This window comes from Corallococcus exercitus, assembly GCF_003611585.1.
In the GTDB taxonomy this organism is placed as follows: domain Bacteria; phylum Myxococcota; class Myxococcia; order Myxococcales; family Myxococcaceae; genus Corallococcus; species Corallococcus exercitus.
On sequence record NZ_RAVW01000633.1, the window covers coordinates 1 to 3738 of the forward strand.

Annotated in this window: 5 protein-coding genes; 4 read left to right on the plus strand and 1 reads right to left on the minus strand. The window is 72.2% G+C overall.

Annotated features, from left to right (window positions below):
- Positions 1 to 44: 44 nt before the first annotated feature.
- Positions 45 to 434, plus strand: a complete 390-nt coding sequence (locus D7W79_RS39955; protein ID WP_120530455.1) for a VOC family protein — start codon at positions 45 to 47, stop codon at positions 432 to 434.
- 9 nt (positions 435 to 443) lie between these two features.
- Here the strand turns inward: D7W79_RS39955 and D7W79_RS39960 are convergent, their stop codons facing one another.
- Entirely contained in the window at positions 444 to 1067 is a 624-nt protein-coding gene (locus tag D7W79_RS39960; protein ID WP_120530456.1) for a hypothetical protein, read from the minus strand.
- A gap of 105 nt (positions 1068 to 1172) precedes the next feature.
- On the opposite strand from D7W79_RS39960, the gene D7W79_RS39965 reads away from it, so the two are divergent.
- The 3 genes from D7W79_RS39965 to D7W79_RS39975 all read left to right on the plus strand — a co-directional run.
- Positions 1173 to 2000, plus strand: coding sequence for a lysophospholipid acyltransferase family protein (locus D7W79_RS39965; RefSeq protein ID WP_120530457.1), 828 nt, complete (start codon positions 1173 to 1175; stop codon positions 1998 to 2000).
- Positions 1997 to 2938, plus strand: a complete 942-nt coding sequence (locus tag D7W79_RS39970; protein WP_120530458.1) for an NAD-dependent epimerase/dehydratase family protein — start codon at positions 1997 to 1999, stop codon at positions 2936 to 2938. The genes D7W79_RS39965 and D7W79_RS39970 overlap by 4 nt, the downstream gene beginning before the upstream one ends.
- A partial coding sequence (locus tag D7W79_RS39975) for an MFS transporter (RefSeq protein WP_147442302.1) occupies positions 2928 to 3738 on the plus strand: 811 nt, incomplete at its 3' end. The genes D7W79_RS39970 and D7W79_RS39975, both read left to right, overlap by 11 nt.

The following is a 3738-nucleotide window of genomic DNA, read 5'->3' on the forward strand; positions in this document are numbered from 1 at the left end:
CCCCCAACGGGCTTCCCCCCTGCCCGGCCCCTCAGGAGCAAGCCATGCATCACAGCCGCCTCAGCACGTTCGTCATCGACTGCAAGGTCGGGGACCTCGACGCCGCCACCCGGTTCTGGAGCGCGGCGCTGGGACGCAAGGTGGCCCCGCCGGACCCGGACTCGCCCTCCTACCGCGAGCTGGAGGCGAAGCCCGAGGAGCCCATGCTCCTCATCCAGCAGGTGGAGCACGAGAGCCGCATCCACCTGGACATCGAGGCGGACGACCTGGACGCGGAGCTGGAGCGGCTGGAGGCGCTGGGCGCGAAGCGCGTCGCCTACGTGAAGCGCTGGTGGGTGGTGGAGGCCCCCACCGGGCAGCGCTTCTGCATCGTCCGCCCGCAGCGCGGCCCCCTGGAAGGCCGCGCCAACGTGTGGGACGGCGAGGGCCGCTGAAAAAGCGCCCTACACCGACGCCGGGACCAGCGCGGCCTGGAGCAGGTCCAACAGCCCCGGCCACGCCTCCGCGGACAGCCACAGCCCCTCCGGAGCGTGCGCCGCGGTCATCTTGAGCGAGGAGGATTCAAAGAGGCGGGCCGCCAGCGCGCCGTCCTTCGGCAGTCTTCCCTCCACCCGGAGCACCTGTCCGTCCCAGGCCAGCTCCGGCGGCAGCAGCCTGCGCGCCAGCGCCTGGAGCGCGGCCTTCCCCGCGCCCGTGCGCAGCGCGCCCATCAGCAGCGACGACGCGCCGGGGGACTCCTCCAGCTCCACGCGCCCCGGCGTGGCCAGCCACAGCGTGTAGCGCCCTTGGGCCAGCTCCACGCGCTGGGGGGTCGTCTCCACCCGCAGCTTCCAGCCCCGCACGTCCAGCCGCAGGTCGTACACGGTGGGGGTGCTGTCCCAGGAGCGCAGCGTGAGCCCCTTCACGCGGCCCAGCACGCCCCGCGACAGCGCCTCCACCCGCGCGTGCGACAGGCGCACCCGCCGGCCCGCCACGTCCACCGCCACCTCCTGGGACAGGCCCTCCGGCAGGGTCATGGCCCACGCGAGCGCCCCGTCCAGCATTCCCATCCACGGCTGCCCCGCCATCGCGCGTCACTCCCATGGGGCCCCTCCCGCCTCCCGACAGGGCGCCCGTCGGGTGCACAATGGGGGACGCGGGCGCCCCGTGCAAAGCCTCCGCGCGGTGCTACGGTGCGCCCCGTGCCCCAGAGCGAGTCCCTGTCAGAGCGGGTGGAGCGGTTGGAGCTGCCCTTCAACGAGTACGGTGTCGACCCCTACGGCATCTCCAAGAAGCACCTGAAGTGGGCGCTGGAGTTCTTCGCCTTCCTCTACCGGAACTACTTCCGGGTGCGCTGCACCGGCGTGCAACACATCCCCAAGCAGGGCCGGGGCATGCTGGTGGGCAACCACTCCGGCGGCGTCGCGGTGGACGGGATGATGGTGCTCACCTCCACGCTGCTGGAGATGGACCCGCCCCGGCTCGCGCAGGGCATGGTGGAGCGCTTCATCCACAAGTTCCCCGTGGCCTCGCTGTGGGCCAGCCGCACCGGCCAGTTCACCGGCCTGCCCGAGCACGCCGTGCGCCTCCTGGAGGACGACCGGCTGCTGATGATTTTTCCGGAGGGCGCCCGCGGCACCGCGAAGCTCTACCCGGAGCGCTACTCGCTGGTGGACTTCGGCACGGGGTTCATCCGGCTGGCGCTCCAGACGCGCTCGCCCATCATTCCCTTCGCCTTCCTGGGCGGCGGCGCGGCCATCCCCACCATCACCAACGCGTACGCGCTGGGGAAGCTCTTGGGCATGCCGTACATCCCGCTGACGCCGTACCTGCTGCCCCTGCCCCTGCCGGTGGGGCTGGAAATCCATTACGGCGAGCCGCTCGTCTTCGAGGGCACGGGCGACGAGGAGGACCACGTCATCCAGGGCTACGTGGACCAGGTGAAGGCCCGCATCCAGCGGCTCATCGAAGACAACCGCGCCGAGCGCAACCTGCGCCGGACCCGGAGGCTGTTGCCATGAGGGTGTTGATTCCAGGCATCTCCGGCGGCATCGCGCGCAGGCTGGCGCTCAAGCTGCGCGACAGCGGCCACGAGGTCGCGGGCATCGACATCCGGCCGTGGCGGGACGCGCCCAAGGGCATCCAGGTGCACCCGGTGGACGTGCGCAAGCGCGCCGCCGAGGACGTCTTCCGCCGCTGGAAGCCGGAGGCGGTGGTGCACATGGCCACGGTGACGGCGTTCACCGTGCCCGGCGGCGAGCGCGGCCGCATCAACCTGGACGGCACCAAGGCGCTGTTCGACCACTGCGCGGCGCACGGCGTGAAGCAGGTGCTCTTCGTGGGCCGGCACACGTTCTACGGCGCGGCGCCGGACTCGCCGCTGTACCACTCCGAGGACGAGCCTCCGCGCGCGCTGGAGGCCATCCCGGAATTGGCGGACCTGGTGGCCGCGGACCTGTACGCGGCGACCGCGCTGTGGCGCATGCCGGAGGTCACCACCGCGGTGCTGCGGCTGGTCTACACGCTGGGCACGCCGGGCACGGGCACGCTCGCGAACCTGCTGCGCGGCAAGCGCGTGCCCATGGTGCTGGGCTACGACCCGCTCTTCCACGTGCTCCAGGAGGAGGACGTGGTGACGGCGCTGCAGCTGGCGCTGGAGAAGAAGGTGCGCGGCATCTTCAACGTCGCGGGGCCCGCGCCCGTGCCGCTGTCGGTCATCATCCGGGGCACGGGCCGCACGCCGGTGCCGCTGCCGTCGCCGGTGCTGTCGCTGCTGCTGGGCCGGGCGGGCTTCCCCCGGCTGTCGGTGGGGGCCACGGACCACCTCCGCTATCCCATCGTGGTGGACAACAAGCGCTTCCTGGAGGCCACGGGCTTCCAGTACGCCTACGACGAGGGCCGCATCCTGCGCGCCTACGCGGACGCGCTGCCGGTGGACCGGGCGGGCCATGGTGGCTGACAGCGTGGGCGCGTCCTCCGCCGCCTCGCCGGGCCTCTTGCGTCGGGTGGAGGCGGTGGTGTTCCTCACCGTGTTCCTGGACCTGGTGGGCTTCGGCATCGTCATCCCGATGCTGCCCTTCTACGTGCAGTCCATGGGCGGCTCGGCGCGCACGGTGGGCATCCTGCTGGGGTGCTTCAGCTTCACGCAGCTTCTGGCCACGCCGCTGCTGGGGCGGTACTCGGACCGGCACGGGCGGCGCGCGGTCATCCTCCTGAGCCTGCTGGCGAACGCGGTGGCGATGGCGCTGTTCGCGCTGGCCAGCCACCAGCGGATGCTGCCGCTGCTCTTCGCGTCGCGCATCCTGGCGGGGGCGACGTCCGGCAACATCGCCGCGTGTCAGGCGGCGCTCGCGGACGTGACGACGAAGGAGACGCGCGCGAAGGCCATGGGCCGCATCGGCGCGGGCATTGGCCTGGGCATGGTGCTGGGGCCCACGCTGGGCGGGTTGTTCTCCGGCCTGGGCGCGTGGGTGCCGCCGCTGCTCGCGGGGGGCCTGGCGCTGGTGGGCTTCCTGGGCGCGCTCATCGCGATGCCGGAGACGCACCCGGTGGCGAAGCGCGTGGCGGCGAAATCCCAGACGCGCTGGGCCGCGTTGCAGGACGCGCCCCGGCGCAAGGCGTTGGGAATGGTGCTGGGGTTGTTCTTCGCCGTGTTCCTGTCCATGACCACGCTCCAGGTGGCGTTCGCGCTGCTGGTGCAGGCGCGGCTGGGCTGGGGCTCCAAGGAGGTGGGCTACACGTTCGCGGTGGTGGGTGGGC